This is a genomic window from Megasphaera micronuciformis F0359, assembly GCF_000165735.1.
GTDB lineage: Bacteria > Bacillota > Negativicutes > Veillonellales > Megasphaeraceae > Megasphaera > Megasphaera micronuciformis.
On the sequence record NZ_GL538191.1, the window covers coordinates 33,043 to 49,323 of the forward strand.

General features: G+C 46.6%; 16 protein-coding genes. 2 read left to right on the forward strand and 14 right to left on the reverse strand.

The window, feature by feature from the left end:
• Positions 1-30 precede the first annotated feature (30 nt).
• Positions 31-1,488, forward strand: coding sequence for an amino acid permease (locus tag HMPREF9429_RS03190; protein ID WP_006941568.1), 1,458 nt, complete (start codon positions 31-33; stop codon positions 1,486-1,488).
• Between the two features lie 69 nt (positions 1,489-1,557).
• Here the strand turns inward: HMPREF9429_RS03190 and HMPREF9429_RS03195 are convergent, their stop codons facing one another.
• The 4 genes from HMPREF9429_RS03195 to HMPREF9429_RS03210 form a co-directional block, all read right to left on the reverse strand.
• A complete protein-coding gene (locus tag HMPREF9429_RS03195; RefSeq protein ID WP_006941569.1) occupies positions 1,558-2,592 on the reverse strand; it encodes an alpha-hydroxy-acid oxidizing protein in 1,035 nt (344 codons plus the stop codon).
• A 112-nt stretch (positions 2,593-2,704) separates the two neighbouring features.
• Positions 2,705-2,863: a rubredoxin gene (gene rd / locus HMPREF9429_RS03200; protein WP_006941570.1), complete on the reverse strand. Its 159-nt coding sequence runs from the start codon at positions 2,861-2,863 to the stop codon at positions 2,705-2,707.
• Between the two features lie 124 nt (positions 2,864-2,987).
• The gene (gene argH / locus HMPREF9429_RS03205; RefSeq protein WP_006941571.1) at positions 2,988-4,421 is read right to left on the reverse strand and encodes an argininosuccinate lyase; all 1,434 of its coding nucleotides are present in this window, start codon (positions 4,419-4,421) and stop codon (positions 2,988-2,990) included.
• 31 nt (positions 4,422-4,452) lie between these two features.
• The gene (locus HMPREF9429_RS03210; RefSeq protein WP_040773583.1) at positions 4,453-5,676 is read right to left on the reverse strand and encodes an argininosuccinate synthase; all 1,224 of its coding nucleotides are present in this window, start codon (positions 5,674-5,676) and stop codon (positions 4,453-4,455) included.
• A gap of 205 nt (positions 5,677-5,881) precedes the next feature.
• Between HMPREF9429_RS03210 and HMPREF9429_RS03215 the strand changes: the two genes are divergently transcribed.
• Positions 5,882-6,631, forward strand: a complete 750-nt coding sequence (locus tag HMPREF9429_RS03215) for a transglycosylase domain-containing protein (RefSeq protein WP_006941573.1) — start codon at positions 5,882-5,884, stop codon at positions 6,629-6,631.
• Between the two features lie 23 nt (positions 6,632-6,654).
• Here HMPREF9429_RS03215 and HMPREF9429_RS03220 read toward each other — a convergent pair whose 3' ends face one another.
• From HMPREF9429_RS03220 to dnaJ, 10 genes are all read right to left on the reverse strand, one after another.
• Positions 6,655-7,692: a threonine aldolase family protein gene (locus tag HMPREF9429_RS03220; RefSeq protein WP_006941574.1), complete on the reverse strand. Its 1,038-nt coding sequence runs from the start codon at positions 7,690-7,692 to the stop codon at positions 6,655-6,657.
• A 21-nt stretch (positions 7,693-7,713) separates the two neighbouring features.
• Complete coding sequence (locus HMPREF9429_RS03225; RefSeq protein WP_006941575.1) at positions 7,714-8,343, reverse strand: hypothetical protein; 630 nt, start codon at positions 8,341-8,343, stop codon at positions 7,714-7,716.
• A 128-nt stretch (positions 8,344-8,471) separates the two neighbouring features.
• Positions 8,472-9,575 carry a DNA-processing protein DprA gene (gene dprA / locus HMPREF9429_RS03230; RefSeq protein WP_006941576.1) on the reverse strand — a complete coding sequence of 368 codons (1,104 nt, stop codon included), beginning with the start codon at positions 9,573-9,575 and terminating at the stop codon, positions 8,472-8,474.
• A gap of 2 nt (positions 9,576-9,577) precedes the next feature.
• Entirely contained in the window at positions 9,578-11,095 is a 1,518-nt protein-coding gene (locus tag HMPREF9429_RS03235) for a YifB family Mg chelatase-like AAA ATPase (RefSeq protein ID WP_006941577.1), read from the reverse strand.
• A gap of 3 nt (positions 11,096-11,098) precedes the next feature.
• Positions 11,099-11,464, reverse strand: coding sequence for a YraN family protein (locus HMPREF9429_RS03240; RefSeq protein ID WP_006941578.1), 366 nt, complete (start codon positions 11,462-11,464; stop codon positions 11,099-11,101).
• Positions 11,465-11,693: 229 nt separating this feature from the next.
• Positions 11,694-12,038 carry a histidine triad nucleotide-binding protein gene (locus HMPREF9429_RS03245; RefSeq protein WP_040773586.1) on the reverse strand — a complete coding sequence of 115 codons (345 nt, stop codon included), beginning with the start codon at positions 12,036-12,038 and terminating at the stop codon, positions 11,694-11,696.
• On the reverse strand, positions 12,038-13,354 hold the full coding sequence (gene mtaB / locus HMPREF9429_RS03250) for a tRNA (N(6)-L-threonylcarbamoyladenosine(37)-C(2))-methylthiotransferase MtaB (RefSeq protein WP_006941581.1): 1,317 nt from the start codon (positions 13,352-13,354) through the stop codon (positions 12,038-12,040). Before mtaB ends, HMPREF9429_RS03245 begins: the two co-directional genes overlap by 1 nt.
• The gene (locus HMPREF9429_RS03255; RefSeq protein WP_006941582.1) at positions 13,354-14,085 is read right to left on the reverse strand and encodes an RsmE family RNA methyltransferase; all 732 of its coding nucleotides are present in this window, start codon (positions 14,083-14,085) and stop codon (positions 13,354-13,356) included. The genes mtaB and HMPREF9429_RS03255 overlap by 1 nt, the downstream gene beginning before the upstream one ends.
• The gene (locus tag HMPREF9429_RS03260; RefSeq protein ID WP_006941583.1) at positions 14,085-14,960 is read right to left on the reverse strand and encodes a 50S ribosomal protein L11 methyltransferase; all 876 of its coding nucleotides are present in this window, start codon (positions 14,958-14,960) and stop codon (positions 14,085-14,087) included. The genes HMPREF9429_RS03255 and HMPREF9429_RS03260 overlap by 1 nt, the downstream gene beginning before the upstream one ends.
• A gap of 64 nt (positions 14,961-15,024) precedes the next feature.
• On the reverse strand, positions 15,025-16,266 hold the full coding sequence (gene dnaJ / locus HMPREF9429_RS03265) for a molecular chaperone DnaJ (protein WP_006941584.1): 1,242 nt from the start codon (positions 16,264-16,266) through the stop codon (positions 15,025-15,027).
• Positions 16,267-16,281 lie beyond the last annotated feature (15 nt).

Below are 16,281 nucleotides of genomic sequence, written 5' to 3' on the forward strand. Positions count from 1 at the left end.
ATATCTTATACAAAGGTTGTGATTTCTCACATGTCAGAAGAAAAGCAAGAGTTACGACGGAGCCTGAAGGCCCGTCACATGAACATGATCGCCATCGGCGGCGCTATCGGTACAGGCCTTTTCGTTGCCGGCGGGGAAACAGTCAGTACGGCCGGTCCCGGAGGGGCCTTGTTGGCCTATGCCTTCATCGGCGTTATGGTGTACTTTCTTATGACCAGTCTCGGTGAAATGGCGGCTTATCTGCCGGTCAGCGGGTCCTTTGAGACATACGCCAACCGTTATGTCGATAAGTCCTTAGGCTTTGCACTGGGTTGGAATTATTGGTTTAACTGGGCCATAACACTGGCTGCCGAACTCGTAGCCGGGGCACTCATTATGAAATACTGGTTCCCCGATGTACCGGCTTCCGTATGGAGCGGTATTTTCCTGGTCATCCTTTTTTTCCTTAACTATTTATCGACCCGTTCTTACGGTGAAAGCGAATTTATTTTCTCCAGTATCAAAGTTATTACGGTTGTTACCTTCCTCGTCGTCGGTACCTTACTCATCCTCGGCGTAGGCGGTGAAGCACCCGGCTTTACGAACTGGACTGTCGGGGAAGCTCCTTTTGTAGGCGGCGGTGCTGCCGTTCTCGGTATTTTCATGGTTGCCGGCTTCTCTTTCCAAGGGACGGAAATGATCGGCATTGCGGCCGGTGAAAGTGAAGACCCGGAAAAAAATATTCCCAAAGCCGTCCACTCCATTTTCTGGCGAATTCTCCTCTTCTATTTAGGTGCCTTCGTCGTTATCGGCTTCCTTATTCCTTATACGGATCCGAACCTTTTGAACACGGATGTGGAAAATATTTCCATCAGCCCGTTTACCCTTGTTTTTGAACGCTTCGGCCTCGTTGCCGCCGCTTCCGTCATGAATGCCGTTATTCTTACGGCCGTTCTTTCGGCAGGCAACTCCGGCCTATACGTATCGACGCGTATGCTCTACGCTATGGCCAAGACGGGACAAGCTCCGAAAATCTTCTTAAAGCTTAATAAACGCGGCGTACCTACCAACGCCCTCTTTGCTACGGCTATCTTCGGCCTCGCCGCCTTCCTCACTTCTCTTATCGGTGAAGGCAAGGCCTATGACTGGCTTGTCAATATCAGCGGCATGGCCGGATTTATTACTTGGATAGGTATTGCTATTTGTCACTATCGTTTCCGCCGTGCTTTTAAGGCTCAAAATAAGGACTTGTCCGCCCTGCCTTACAAGGCGTCTTTATTTCCCTTCGGACCGATTTTGGCCCTTATTCTTTGCATTATCGTTACGGCAGGACAGAATTATTCGGCCTTCACAGGCCCTGAAATCGACTGGTACGGCGCCAGTGTTGCTTACATAGGTATTCCCGTATTCTTAGCCGTTTTCTTCTATCACAAGTTCAAGCACAAAACCAGTCTTATCCCCTTGAAAGATGTAAACTTGACGCGTGAAGAACACATAGATTCAAAATAAACTATACAAAAAGCCCCTTGCAGGTCACCATAAGATAATCTGCAAGGGGCTTTGTATTGCTTATTCTTGTCAGGATACTAATTTTTTAAGACACGATGCGTCTACACGGCGTACATCCGCCGTTCCCGTAATAACCATAGCATCTATAAGTTCTCTGCGAATTTTATCCAAATACAGAGCTACGCCTTCAGCGCCTCCGCCTATGGCGGCTACGGCCACCGGTCTGCCGATAAGAACAGCGTCGGCCCCGAGAGCCAACATTTTAAGTACATCTTCACCCGAACGAATACCGCCGTCGACAAAAACAGGTATGTTACCCTTAATTTCAGCGGCAATTTCCGGCAAAACATCGGCTGTGCCGGCCATATCATCGAGAATACGCCCGCCGTGGTTGCTCACTACAATAGCACCCGCTCCCGCATCGGCACAAATTCTTGCCTCTTTGGCAGACATAATTCCTTTGACGACAAAGGGTAAGGGAGATTCCTGACAAATACGACGAATACTCGCTTCATTTTTAGGACCTACCGGTTGGCCGAGAAGTCGCATATTTACCAGTGTAGCCGCATCTATATCACAAGCTGTCGCCGGAGCTCCCGCCGCTTCACCCCGAGCGATTTTTTCAATAATCTTGTCGTCTTCCCGCGGCTTAATCGTCGGAATCACTCGCCCGGGACAAGCCGCTGAAGCCGCCAAGGTTCCTTCATACATATAAGGAGCTCCGCCATCTCCGCAAAAAGCTAGCGTTCCCGCTGTAGCCGCTCCGGCCGCTACAGCAAGGGCATACTCTTTTTCGACTTGTTCCGGTTCGCCTTCTACCTTACAATTCAGGGTAATGGCTCCGATAGGGGCTACCATGACGGGCATGGACAGTTTTTGTCCGAAAAACTCCGTTTCCGTCGACGGTTCTTCTATGCCCCTCAGACTGTTCATAATCAACCCGTATTCATTTAGTGCCGCTATATTACGCAAAAACGAACGACTGCGTCGCAATCCCCCGAACCCCGGTATATGACCGATACAACCGCGACCGTCACATTGAGAACAGACACGACACCCCTTCATTTTAGCCTTAGCGGCGGCACGTATTTCTTCATATGTCATAGTTACTCACTCTCCTGCCCGAAAAATTTATAACCATATCATAACAGGTTCTACCCGACTAGTGCAAAAGGGCAAAAAAATACCGTCACGAAAGTGACGGTATTTTAAAGTCTTACATTTTCTGGAATGCGTCTTTTGCGGCACCGCACAAAGGACATACCCAGTCAGCCGGAACATCATCCCATTTCGTGCCTGCAGCTACGCCGTTATCCGGATCGCCTTCAGCTTCATCGTAAATGTAACCGCATACTGTGCATTCGTATTTATCCATTGTTACTTCCTCCTGTGATTACTAATAAATTATCGTTATTAATTAACTACATCCCTATTATAACATGGATTTTTTCTATTGCAACAAGTTATCCATATTTCGTAGTAAAAAAAAGGGATTTTTCCTATTTCAAAATGGCATATACATGACGATCCATATCTTCCCAAGCCGAGATTTGTGCTTCTTCCGATCTTAAAAGCCTTTCACCGTCCGCACATTGTCGAGAAACCGATTCGGGAGCCGTACCGCTATACGTTTTGCGCCCTCTTACGCAAGACTCGATTTGTAAAGCTTCGTAAACATCGTCTGAAAAAACGGGACTCCATGTCCGCAATTCATCAAGACTTAAGTCCTTCAAGACCTTACCGTGTTCAATACAATACCGGACGGCATGGCCCGTGACGGCATGGGCTTCTCTGAAAGGAAGTCCTTGACGGACAAGGTAGTCGGCCATATCCGTCGCATCTGAAAAATCGCCTTCCAATACAGCCCGCATGCGATCTTTGCAGACGGTCATCTTATCGATCATATCGGCATATACGGACAGTGCGAAGTGTAAATTATCGACAGCGTCGAACAGTCCTTCTTTATCTTCCTGCATATCCTTATTATAAGCTAAAGGAAGACCTTTCATTACAGTGAGAAGAGCCATAAGATGCCCGTAGAACCGCCCTGTTTTACCGCGGACAAGTTCACAAATATCGGGATTTTTCTTTTGCGGCATAATAGACGACCCTGTGCAATGAGAATCATCCAGTTCAATGAAGGCGAATTCTGCCGATGACCAGAGAACGTACTCTTCAGAAAGACGACTTAGGTGCATCATTACTTGAGCGCCAAATTCCAAAAAAGCAATAATGTAGTCTCTGTCGCTCACAGCATCGAGGCTGTTTTCATATAATGTCGTGAATTTCAGTCGCTTTGCCACATAAGCCTGATCCAAAGGCCATGTCGTACCCGCCAAGGCCCCGGCACCCAAGGGCATCATGTCAGCCAAGTCTCTGGTCAGGGATAGATATTTAAAATCACGGGACAGCATGGCAAAATAAGCCATCATATGGTGACTGAACAAAATGGGCTGCGCTCTCTGCAAATGGGTATAGCCGGGCATAATAACATCTTCATACCGCTTCGCCGCTTCCAACAAAGAGTTCTGTAGGCGCAACAGAAGCTTCCCCGTCCGGGTAACGGCCTTACGCACATATAAATGCGTGTCCAAGGCCACCTGGTCATTACGAGATCGTCCTGTATGCAAACGCTTCCCGCCTTCACCGATCATATCCGTCAATTTCTGTTCAACGCTCATATGAATATCTTCAGCCGCATCGGAAAACTCGAATTCATCTTTTTCAATAAGGCGGTATATCTTTTTTAACCCTTCAATAATATCCTTCTTGTCAGTCTGTGTAATAATGTTTTCCTTTGCCAACATTTCAGCGTGTACGATACTGCCGCAAATATCTTCGGCATACATACGCCGATCAAAATGAATCGACGCCGTAAAAGCTTCTACGGCCTTATCCGTTTCTGCCGTAAATCGGCCGCCCCATAATTTCATACCTATTCCTCTTTTCCCCGTTTGTACACGGCTACTTTTTCTTTGCCTGCAACATCAGGGCTCTCATCTTCAACGGCAATCCGAAAAGATTGATAAACCCTTCCGCATCCTGTTGATTATACACATCATCTTCGCCGAAGGTAACGAATTCTTCACTGTATAATGAATAAGGAGATACGGAGCCGGCACTGATAATATTACCCTTATATAACTTCAATGTTACGGTACCCGTTACGGTTTCCTGAGTAACATCTACAAAGGCCGCCAAAGCTTCGCGCAAGGGCGAGAACCACATGCCGTCATAAACGAGGTCTGCGTACTTACCGGATAATTCCTCTTTGCAATGCATAGTAGCTCTATCGAGGCAGAGATATTCCAACTCTTTGTGAGCATACATAATCAGGGCTCCGCCCGGGTTTTCATATACGCCCCGGCTTTTCATCCCTACGAGACGGTTTTCTACAATGTCGACAATACCGATACCGTTGCGTGCTCCTATTTCATTCAAAGTCGTCAATAACTGAACGGCTCCCTGCTTTTCACTGTTCACGGCCACGGGAACCCCTTTTTCAAAGTCAATGCTTACGTATTCGGGCATATCCGGAGCTTTTTCAGGCGGCGTCGTTACCAAGTATACATCATTTTGCGGTTCATTAGCCGGGTCTTCCAAGTCCGCACCTTCATGACTTAAGTGCCAAATATTCCAATCCATGCTGTACGGATAAGGCTTATCCGTACTTTGATGTGCAATAGGGATATCATGAGCCGCTGCATATGACAAGGCATCTTCTCTGGACTTAATATGCCAAACTCTCCAAGGTGCAATTATTTTCATTTCCGGTGCCAAGGCTTTGACGGTCAGTTCGAAACGAACCTGGTCGTTTCCCTTTCCTGTTGCACCGTGACAAATAGCATCGGCTCCCTCTTTTTTTGCAATTTCTACCAATTTGGCTGAAATCAACGGCCGTGCAAAAGACGTGCCGAGAAGATATTTTCCTTCATATACGCAGCCGGCCTTCACTACAGGCCATACATAGTTTTCTAAAAACTCTTTTTTTACATCTGCAATATATACCTTGTCGGCTCCCGACATGTATGCCTTCTCTTCAACGGCCTTAAAGTCATCGGGTTGACCTACATCGGCACATACGGCTATAACTTCAGATCCGTTATAGTTTTCTTTTAACCACGGTATAATGACGGAAGTATCCAAACCGCCCGAGTATGCTAAGACAATCTTCTTTATTTCACTCATGTTACTGCTCCTTTCTACCTGTGCCACATCAACCTGTGACGTTACCATATGCTATGATGAGAGTATACTCTTATCTGTTATTTTATGCAAGTATTTTGTATATTTTCTATATATATTTTTAGCAACATCCCTTTTTTTCAGGTATAAACCGCTTATTTTTGCCGTTTCTTTGCGAATATGCTATAATTCACCCGGAGGAGGGCCTATGAAAATAAAGTATATTCTCTTCTTCGTGCTGGCCTTTGCCGTAACGGCCGCATGGAGTCATTTCAGTGACACGGCTCGACCGGCTCAGACAGTACAGGCCGAGTCCGAAGAAAATTCCATATCTCCGTATTTTCACTTCCGTGAAGCTATGCAACAAAAACTGAACGGGATCCCCTCATATGTACGAAACGATAATATTCCGTCTTCCATGAAAAAAGCTCTTGTCGCAGTTGAAGATAAACGTTTCTACGACCACGGGGCTATCGACGTTCTCGGTCTTCTTAGAGCCGGCCTCGTCAACTTATATTCACAAGACACGGTTGAGGGCGGCAGCACCATCAGTCAACAAGTTGTTAAAAATGTCTTTTTAACGCAAGAGCGCACCTTTTCCAGAAAGTTGAAAGAGTTGTACTTAGCTGTCTTACTGGAACGAAACTACAGTAAAGACGCCATTCTTGCCGCTTATCTTAATACGGCCTATTTCGGTGCCGATGCGTACGGAATCTCCAAGGCCTGTCGAATTTATTACGGCATTTCCCCTGAAAGCCTGACACTGGCCCAATCAGCTATGTTGGCAGGATTGGTTCAGGCACCCACTTACTACAATCCTTTCGAAAATTATGAAGCTGCCAAGAGTCGTCAAAAAATAGTTCTCGACCGAATGGCGGACCAGGAGCTTATTACTAAAGCTCAGGCCGATAAGGCATATGCCGAAGACCTGCACCTACAAAAAAAGGGTAAGACCTGACGGTCTTACCCTTTTTATTCGGTTTAAAGCTCTTCCATAGCTGTCAATAAGGCATCTACATCTTCCGCCTTGGTAGCCCACGAAGTACAGAGGCGAATAGCTACACGACCGTCCGGTAAGTCCCCGAAATGATCGAAAGTAAATTCTTTTTCCGCCAACTTATCGCATTGTTCTTTCGTCAAAATGGGTAACTGTTGATTCGTCCTGTGATGATAGAAGAAGTCGAATCCCAGTTTTTTTAATCCTTCGTGTAAGACGACGGCCAAATCAGCCGCATGACGAGCAGCCTTAAAATACAAATCGTCTGTAAAAAGAGTTTCAAATTGCAATCCTAAGAGCCATCCCTTAGCTAATAAAGCACCGCGCTGTTTCACATGGTAAGGGAACTCACGCTTCAGGGTCTCATTCGTAATGACGGCTGCTTCTCCGAAAAGAGCCCCCTGCTTTGTACCGCCTATGGTAAAGACATCGCAAAGTCGCGCCAAGTCGGGCAACGTCATATCACAGTCGGGAGATTCGAGAGCATACCCCAAGCGAGCGCCGTCTACAAAAAGGATGAGATCGTAACGACGACAAACATCGTGGATGGCTTCTAATTCGGCCTTTGAATAGAGGGTTCCCGTTTCCGTCGTCTGCGAAATATAAACCATACCCGGTTGAACTATGTGAAACCCGTGTGTATCAGCCTGATAGGCACGACAGTATTCTTCAATCTGTTGAGGCTGTAATTTTCCGTCTTCAGACGGAAGAATCAATACCTTATGACCCGTTAATTCAATGGCTCCGGCTTCATGAACATTAATATGAGAAGTCACAGGAGCCAATACACCTTGATAGTTTTTTAGAGCCGCTCCGATAACGGTAAGATTGATTTGCGTGCCGCCGACAACAAAGTATACTCCCGCATCGGGAGCGTCACAAGCCTGACGAATCAATTCCTTTGCATGTTCCGTACGTTCATCCGTCCCGTACCCGGGATGCTGTTCTCCTGCCGAAGCGGCTAGGGCTTCAAGGATTTCCGGAACAGCTCCTTCCAAATAGTCACATTCAAAGCGTATCATACTGCTTCCACCCTTTCTCAATTATTTTTTTGTATTTTTGGTTCGCACCAATATGTCCGTTACAGTCGACAACAAGTCTCCACTATCCTCATTTTGACCGAAGATCAGTATCACATCCGCCCCGGAACTTCGAGGTGCAACAAGAATGCGAACGGCTTCCGTAAATCTTCCGTTATTTACGAATAAATCTCCATTGACAGTCCCTATATAATAAGTATTTCCGTTCACTTTGACGCCATGCATATTTTCAGCTACATAAAAATTACGAGGTAATCGGCCGGTCAAAGCATCATTCATAGCTGTCAGCGTTATGGAATCGGTGCCGATAAGTGTTTTTACATCGGAAGACAACAGAGAATAATGCATCATATATGCATATTGGAACTCTCCCTTATAGACCTTAACCAACTGATAGGTATGAGGGGTTACTCCCGGAAGAGCTTGGGCAATATACGACGTCATATCATTTCCCGTCTCCTGGGCGATCAATAACTGTTGGGTTCCGGATTGGATATATAAGCTATCGGGAACTGCAACGTTTCCCCATCCGTTTAAGAACATATCCGCAGTCTTATTTTTATCTTTTGCACTTACGGGTGCCGCAAAAATACATACGGCTAAAGCCAGGCAAGCCAATGTCTTTATACGCATTTTTATTCCTTTCTTACTGAAAAATTAATTATTTATAATTCTATACTATTTTACCTTTAAGGTCAAAAAAGACGCCCTTTTCAGGGCGTCTTTTTTCGATAATAAAGCCGTTTATATACATTTGTCACCTAATCTATTTTTAAAAAATATTGTTGTGCCGAAACATCGATAAGTCCCGCCATTTCCAGTTCCGTCAAGGACGAGGCCAAACACGCCGGCGATAAGGCCGTCTCGGCACATAGCTCTTCATAGCTTACGGAGCGATCGCCTTGCATCAGTTTATAAATACGGCCGGCTCCTTTAGATAGAGGTGGCAAGGCTTTCCTTCCTCTTTTTTTCACCTCTTCTTGCCAACCGTAGGTCTCCAATAATTCTTTACCGGATAAAAGCGGTACGGCACCGCTTTTAATCAAACGATTCGTACCGGCACATAGTGGTGAGTATACGGAACCGGGTACGGCAAAAACATCACGCCCTTCTTCCAGGGCAAAATCCGCCGTAATCAAAGACCCGCTTCGCAAGGCCGCTTCTACTACGACTACGGCTTGCGAAAGGCCGGCGATAACACGATTGCGAGCCGGAAAATTACGCCCCAAAGGCGGTGTTCCGAAAGGAAATTCGCTGCAAACGACACCGCCTGCTCCGATAATTCTCCGAAACAAGGCCGCATTTTCCGGCGGATACGTTTTATCCAAACCGGCCCCCGTTACAACCCACGTCATTCCTCCACCCGCCAAGGTACCTAAATGTGCCTGCGTGTCAATGCCTCTCGCTCCTCCACTGACAACGGTTACACCGGCCTCAGCCAAGGTGCGTGCTAACCTGTGTGCCGCACGTAACCCGTACGTATCGGCCTTCCTCGATCCCACAAGAGCCACGGTCTTTTCCGTTTGCAAGAGACGACCGCAATAATACAATACAGGCGGCGGATTCACGGTACAGCGCAGTAAATTAGGATAAGATTCATCATTCCACGTAAGAACAACGGCTTCGTATTTTTTTAAATTTTCTTTTGTCCGTTCAAACGAATACTGGGTACGCCAGCTTACCAAGGCTCGCCTGAATTTTTCAGGCAGTCTTTCATCCCTTTCCCCTTCATACCAAATCGTCGCCGCCGTACCGCACTTTTCAAATAAATCACGCAAGGTGCCGGGACCCGTTCCGGGCATGGCCGCCAGAGCCGTTAAGCATTCTCTTTCCCCTTCACGTTTTATAAGTATCCCTTCCTTCATCCTTACTGGCGCTGTACCGTATCTCTGTAAGCAGCCGCTTCCGTAATATGGCAAGCTTCAATCACATCGGAACCGGCCAAGTCGGCAATAGTTCTGGCAACCTTTATGAGTCGATCGAACCCGCGAGGACTCAATTTCAAATGTTGGAAAATCCGAGCCGCTAATTCTTTTCCTTCGCTCGTAAGCGGACATGTTTCACGAATCTCTCTGTGCCCCATCAAACCGTTACGTAAGATTCCGTACGGTTTCAGGCGCATCGCCTGAATGTTCGCTGCCGCCGTAACACGTTCTCGAATAGCCGCAGATGATTCTTGCCGCTGCGATGAAGATAATTCACTGTATAAAGGGCGTTCAACGGTAACATGCAAGTCGATGCGGTCCAATAAAGGCCCTGAAATTTTACGTACATATTTTCTGATTTCTCCGGCCGAACAAGTACAAACGTGATCTTTATCATGCAAATAACCGCATGGACAGGGATTCATGGCCGCAATAAGGATAAAGGATGCCGGATAGGCTAAAGAAGCCCGTGCACGTACGATTCTCACATCACCGTCTTCCAGTGGTTGGCGCAATACTTCAAGAACGGAACGAGAAAACTCGGGCAATTCGTCCAAAAAGAGAACGCCGTTATGACTTAGTGTCACCTCTCCCGGCTTAGGCACGGAACCTCCTCCTATAAGACCTGCTGCAGATACGGTGTGATGGGGACTTCTGAAGGGCCTTTCCGTAATGCGACCTGCCTTGTTCAATATACCGGCTACACTGTAAATTCTCGTAACCTCTAAAGACTCGTTTAAGGTCATGGGCGGTAAAATAGTGGGCATCCGTTTTGCCAACATAGATTTACCTGACCCCGGAGGGCCTGTCATAAGCAGGTTATGCCCTCCTGCAGCGGCAATTTCCATCACCCTTTTAGCCACTGCCTGTCCCTGTACTTCCGAAAAGTCATTATGATATTCCTTATCTTCCTCCTGTAACATTTTAGCTGAAGAGGGAGAAAGGCAGTGTATCTTTCGTAAGTGATCGGATAGTACGGCGAAAGTCTCGGCCTCATAAACCGTTATCCCTTCACATAAAAGAGCTTCGTCTCCATTCTCGGGGCTGACGTAAACAGTTCTCATGCCCCTTTCTTTAGCAGCAATGACCATGGATAAAACCCCGACAGTCGGCCTGATAAGACCGTCCAGCGACAGTTCCCCGATAAATACGGAATCTTCACATGATTCCGGTGCAATTTGTCCGCTTGATACCAATAAAGCCACGGCAATGGGCAGGTCCAGTGCCGCCCCTTCTTTCTTCATATCCGCCGGTGCCAGATTGACGGTAATTCGACGTACGGGAAAGGCTAACCCGCTATTTTTGACAGCTGTTCTTACTCTTTCCTTTGCTTCTTTAACAGCTACAGTAGCCAAACCTACAATATCAAAAGACGGTAAGCCGTTAGCAATATCTGTTTCTACTGTAATTAAACAACCGTTCAATCCGAATAGGACGGCCCCGTATATACGTGAAAACATGAATCAACACTCCATTATAAAAGCATGTGTAATATGTCTTATATCATAAGAGGGTTTCGTTTTTAGGATTTCGATGACATCAAAGCGGCAAGGACGGTCGTTCTCCTTATACTGTTGAAGCCAGCATTGCGCCGTCTTGACAATTTTTCTGCGTTTTCTGTAATGAACCGCTTCCGCCGGTACGCCGAACCGTTCGGATCGTCGTGATTTTACTTCCACAAAAACCGTGGTCCCCTTATACCTGGCTACAATATCGATTTCTCCGAAAGAGGTCGTATAATTGACAGCCACAATATCGTACCCTTTACGACGCAAAAAATCGGCAGCCAGATCTTCACCCTTATAGCCGAACCTTTTATAATCCGTCACCTTATCACCTCATGTTTTCAGTATAGCCGTTCTTTCTGTGAAATTACTTAAACTCTTTCTTAAAAATACATAAAAAAATCGGATGAACCTCATTGAGATTCATCCGATTGCTTATAATCCCTTTACAGCCAGCCAGGCGATAATGACGGCCAAGGCGGCTACTGCTGCAATACGAATCAAAGCGGACGAGTTAAAGGTAACTGTTACCTTTTTTTTCTTCTTCGTCATATTATACTCCGGGCCATGCCATCTCTTTACCGCCCAAAATATGAGCGTGCATGTGGTGTACCGTTTGACCCGCTTTTTCTCCCGTATTGAAAACTACGCGATACCCGTCTTCAGCAAGGCCCAAGGAGGCTGCCACTTTTTGAATGGCAAAGAGCATACGCCCTGCCACAGCCGCATCATCCTGTGTAAGAGCCGCAATACTTTTAACATGTTTCTTGGGAATAACCAATACGTGTACAGGCGCTACGGGAGCAATATCTTCAAAGGCGTAAAAATCTTCATCTTCATACACTTTTTTGCTCGGTATTTCACCCGCCGTAATTTTACAAAAAATACAATCTTCCATCATACATCCTCCTTCTCTACTCCCGTCAAAATCGTACCGTCACGGCCCGTCAGGAGTATCTTTATAATACGACCGCTCGTATAAGCGGTCGGAACTTCCGCACGTATACGTTCGTACTGTTCCGAAAATCCTTCAACTGTCGTCCCCTTTACCTCTTCAATAAGAACGTGAACGGTCTTACCGATCATGCCGTCGAGAATCTCTTCCTTCTGCTCTTTGGATAAGGCATTTACCGTTTCGACACGCTTTTTCTTTACGTCACTGCTTACCTGATTCTCCATTTGTGCCGCCGGAGTTCCTTCCCGCGGCGAATAGGGAAAGGCGTGAATATGGGAAAACTTTAGGCGTTTCAAAGTATCCATTGTTTCGTCAAACAACTCGTCCGTTTCGCCGGGAAATCCCAGTATCAAATCGGTTGATACTGTAAGATCTTTAATCTTTTTATGCAAGTCTTCGATAAGGAGTATATACTCTTCCTTTGTATAGTGCCTTTTCATGCTCTTAAGAATCTCATCGGACCCCGATTGCATGGGTAAGTGTAAATGAGGACAAATTCTGGAAGAAGAGTTGATGGCCTCTACCAAATCGTCACCGATTTCCACGGACTCGATAGAACCCATACGAATACGGGCAATATCCGTTTCCGCCAAGAGCCTTTTAAGTACGAGTGCCAGTGTAGGCCTGTCGGGCAAATCCATGCCGTAGGCCCCTAAATGGATACCGGTCAAAACGATTTCCTTAAAACCTGCCGCAGACAGTCTCTTCGCTTCTTCAATAACCGCATCGGGTTGCCGTGATTTCAGACTACCGCGAGTGTAAGGGATAATACAATAGGCACAGAAATTATTGCACCCTTCCTGAATTTTTAAATCTGCCCGCGTATGTTCTACTGCCGACGGATAAAGAGGGATTTCTTCAAACTCATCTCTTCCCATAATGTCATGTACCGCCCGGACAGTCCGCCCGCTTCGTTCGTTACGTAACGATTCGACAACTTGAACGATGCACTTTCGTTCGTTCGTCCCGATAACGGCATCCACGCCGGGAATGGCTGATAATACATCGGGAGATAACTGAGCATAACAACCCGTGACAATAACAAGGCCGTCGGCATTATTTCGTTTGGCACGACGTATAATTTGACGCGACTTTTTTTCACCTACATGGGTGACGGAACAAGTGTTGATAACATATACATCGGCCGGACCGCTAAAATCCGCTTCTTCATAACCTGCGGCGGCAAAAAGACCGCGCATACTGTCCGTATCATATTGGTTCACCCTGCATCCCAGAGTAGTAAAAGCAATAGTCGGCATTAAACAAATCCTCTTTCATACATAATGACGGAACAAGCCGCCAAAGCCGCCGTTTCTGCTCTCATAATTCTTTTGCCGAGAGATACGACGGCATATTGTTCGCAAGATGACGTAAGCTCCTCTATTTCTTCCGGAGCGTATCCGCCTTCCGGACCGATACAGATCACAGTATCTTCCCCGGCCGCCCGCTCAACGGCAATCCGTGCCGCTTTTTCTTCCCCTTCGTAAGGGATAAAGAAAAAGTACCGGTCGTATTCTTGTATAAGTTCTTTTAAGGTCCTCACTTCATCAACGGAAGGGACTCGAGTACGACCACATTGCTTTGCCGCCTCGAGGGCTATTTTCTGCCATCTTGCACAACGTTCTTTACGACGTTTTTCATCTAATTTTACTACACAGTGTTTCATTTGTATAGGAACGACGCGGTCTACCCCCAACTCCGTAGCCTTCTGAACCAACCAGTCGAAACGATCATTTTTCAACAAAGCGGCAGCTAAAATCAGCTCATGTCGCTCTGTTTCATCTTCAGGTACAATCTTTTTCAACGGCCGCATCAAGGCCCTTTCACCGGCCGTATCTGCAATAAGACAAGTATAGGCAATCCCCGTACCATCCGATACGGTAAGAACATCTCCCGTAACGTGACGCAATACGCGAACAACATGGCGAGAGTCCTCGGGGGATAAATAGAATTCCCCTTCTATAGGAAAATCTGTAAATAATTTACGCATTATATACTCCTTAACACGAGGGCATACCAACCGTTTTCAAATGCTTTCCGTTCAACGGAAAAACCGTATCTTTCAGCATAGTTTATGACTTCTCCTACGCGTTCATCAATAATACCGCTCGTAATGAACAGACCGCCTTCTTTTAAGTAATCTTTTAAATTCGGCAACAAACGAAGAATCAGGTCCGTAACCAGGTTTCCTACAATAAGATCAGCCTTTTCTCCTCGAGGCACCATTTGTTCTAACAGGTCACTGACAACCAAGGTCGTACAGGCATCTGCAGCATTTAATTTTATATTCAGTCGAGCCTGTTCTACAGCCTGCTCATCGTAATCGCCGGCCCGCACCGTAGAAGCTCCGCACTTTGCAGCTGCAATAGCCAGAATACCGGTGCCCGTACCGACATCGTATACGACTTGTCCCTGTTTAACAAAGTCTTCCAGGAAACGAATACACATGCAAGTTGTTTCATGAAATCCGCTGCCGAAGGAAGCTCCCGGCTCGATACGAATAACTTCCTCACCTTCTCGTACCGACACGGACTCTCCTACCGGTGCCGCCCAAAAACGTGCAGATACTTTTTTAGGATGAAAGAACTCCTGCCATGCATATAACCAGTCCGTTCCCTCACCTTGCCGAACGGTCAAATCATAGTCTTGCCATGTATGTTCCTGCCACAAAGAATCTAAGAGTCGACGAATTTCTTCAGCCACACGTTGTCCCTCAGCTTCCGTATACACAGTCAGAGATTTCATGCCCTTTTCATCCGTTTCTCCGTCTGTTACGGATACATTCACCAAGGATTCCCAAATAAGGGATGAAACACTGTCGGCACTTTCAACCGGCACGTGTAATCCTATTTCCGTCCACTCCATATACACATCTCCTTTATACGACAAAAAGGCTGCGAACAAACTCGTTGTCCGCAGCCTGTAAGACCTACATTCCGGCTGCAAATTGACTGTATCCGATACATCTGTTACGGACTATTTTCGTCAACCTGTCCCAGATTCCTTCTTTTTTGTTTTTTTCCTTTTTACCCTTACTTTCATCTTCAATAAGCCAATCTTCTCCACCGGCTATACCGAATTCTTTAAGCAAACGTTTCTGTTCAGAGTTGAGACGTTTCGGCACGACAATATTGACTTGAACATGATGATCGCCGCGACGATCCTTGGACCCGAGGACGGGAACCCCCTTGCCCTTAATACGGAACAAGGTTCCGGTCTGTGTTCCTGCAGGGATTTTTAAGTCAATTTTACCATCCATAGTCTCTACACGAATAGTAGCACCCAATGCTGCCTGAGTAAAGCTGATGGTCTGCTGCGAAATAATGTCGTTACCGCGACGAACAAAGTTCGGATCTTTACGCACGAAAATGTATACATACAAGTCACCGCGACCGCCGCCGCGCACTCCCGGTTCACCTTCACCGGCTATGCGCAATCGTTGACCGTCATCGATGCCTGCGGGAATCTTGACTTTAATCTTTTTACGCACACGAATCGTACCCGTTCCGTGGCACTTCTTGCATTTCTTTTCAATAATCTTACCTGTACCGCCACAATGAGAACACGTACGAACATTGACCATCTGCCCGAAGGGAGTATTTTGTACGACCCTTTGTTGCCCCGTACCGTGACATTCGGGACAAGTATCCACCTTGCTTCCCGGTTCGGCACCGTTACCGTGACAATGGTCACATGTGTCATCCTTCGGTATCTGGATTTCCGTTTCATCACCGAAAACGGCTTGCTTAAAAGTAATGTCTAAGTCATATCGTAAATCGGCACCTCGTTCGGGTCCATTCTGTCGTTGTGCCCGACCGCCGCCGAAAAAGGAGTCGAAAATATCACCGAATCCGCTGAAGTCACCCTGGAATCCGCCTTGGCCGAAACCGCCCTGACCGAAGCCTCCAAAGCCGCCGAAACCGCCGGCACCGGCGCCTCCGTTTTGGAAGGCGTCGGGTCCGAACTGATCATACTGTGCCCGTTTGTCCTTATCGGAAAGAACACTGTATGCTTCATTGATTTCTTTAAACTTTTTTTCCGCTTCTTCCGGGTTATCCCGGTTTTTATCAGGATGATATTTTATGGCCAGTTTTCGGAACGCCTTTTTTATATCAGCCTCGCTCGCATCTTTCGATACACCGAGCAATTCATAATAATCCTTTTTACTCATTCCGAGCTGCCCCTT